Genomic DNA, 1,181 nt, shown 5'->3' with positions numbered 1-1,181 from the left:
ATGCGAGACGAAGGCGACCTTGGCGGGGAAGCGGCCGTGCGGGGTAAAGCACTCGCCGACGCCGATCATGACAGCCGTCATATGCGAGAGCGGCGCGAGGTCGCCGGACGCGCCGACCGAGCCTTGCGCGGGCACGACGGGGATGACGTCATTGGCGAGCATGGCTTCCAGCAATTCGATGGTCTGAGGCCGCACGCCGGAAGCGCCCTGAGCAAGGCTGGCGAGCTTCAGCGCCATCATCAGCCGCACCACGGCGGCAGGCATCGGCTCGCCAACGCCGGCGGCATGCGAAAGCACGATGTTGCGCTGCAGCGTCTCGAGATCTTCGCCGGGAATGCGGACGCTGGCGAGCTTGCCGAAGCCGGTGTTGATGCCATAGACCGGCTCGCCCTTGGCGAGGATGCGGGCGACCGCCTCGGCGCTGTCCCGGATCTTCGGCCGGCAGGCGGCGTCAAGCTTCGGCACGGCGCCGCGATAGATGGCGCGCCAGTCGGCGAGCGTCGCGCTGCCGGGCGTCAGGGTCAGTTCGGTCATTGTCCTCTCCAGATACGGGCATGGAGCGGATTGAAGCCCATGCGGTAGACAAGTTCGGCCGGGCGTTCGATGTCCCAGATGGCGAGATCGGCCGATTTGCCGGCTTCCAGCGTGCCGGTCTGTTTCAGCAAGCCCAACGCGCGCGCGGCCTCACGGGCGACGCCGGCGAGGCATTCGTCGACGGTCATGCCGAATAGCGTCGCAGCCATGTTCATGGTGAGCAGCAACGAGGTGAGCGGCGAGGTGCCGGGATTGCTGTCGGTGGCAACAGCCATCTTCACGCCGTGGCGGCGGAACAGGTCGACCGGCGGTTTTTTGGTCTCACGGATGAAGTAGTAAGCCCCGGGCAGGATCGTCGCCACGGTGCCGGCCTTGGCCATCGCCGCGGCGCCCTCCTCGTCCGTATATTCGAGATGGTCGGCCGACAGCGCGCCATAACGGGCGGCAAGGGCCGCGCCATGCAGGTTGGAAAGCTGGTCGGCATGGAGCTTCACCGGCAGGCCGAGCGCCTTGGCCTTGTCGAAGACACGCGCCATCTGTTCCGGTGAGAACGCAATGCCCTCGCAAAAACCGTCGACGGCGTCGGCGAGCTTTTCGGCGGCGACCTGCGGCAGGATGGTGTCGGCGACGAGATCGATGAAGGCGTT

At 66.7% G+C, this 1,181-nt stretch carries 2 protein-coding genes; both read right to left on the bottom strand.

Annotation, left to right across the window (positions count from 1 at the left end):
* Window positions 1-534 (bottom strand): aromatic amino acid lyase (locus EOD07_RS30590; RefSeq protein WP_164772695.1); only part of this gene is annotated, 534 nt, incomplete at its 3' end.
* Window positions 531-1,181, bottom strand: a 651-nt coding sequence (locus EOD07_RS38750; RefSeq protein WP_245470551.1) for an amidohydrolase family protein, incomplete at its 5' end; no start/stop codon positions are given. The genes EOD07_RS38750 and EOD07_RS30590, both read right to left, overlap by 4 nt.

Source organism: Mesorhizobium sp. M2C.T.Ca.TU.002.02.1.1 (assembly GCF_003997225.1).
Note: the sequence above shows the minus strand (reverse complement) of the source record. Positions and strands in the feature narration are given on the sequence as shown.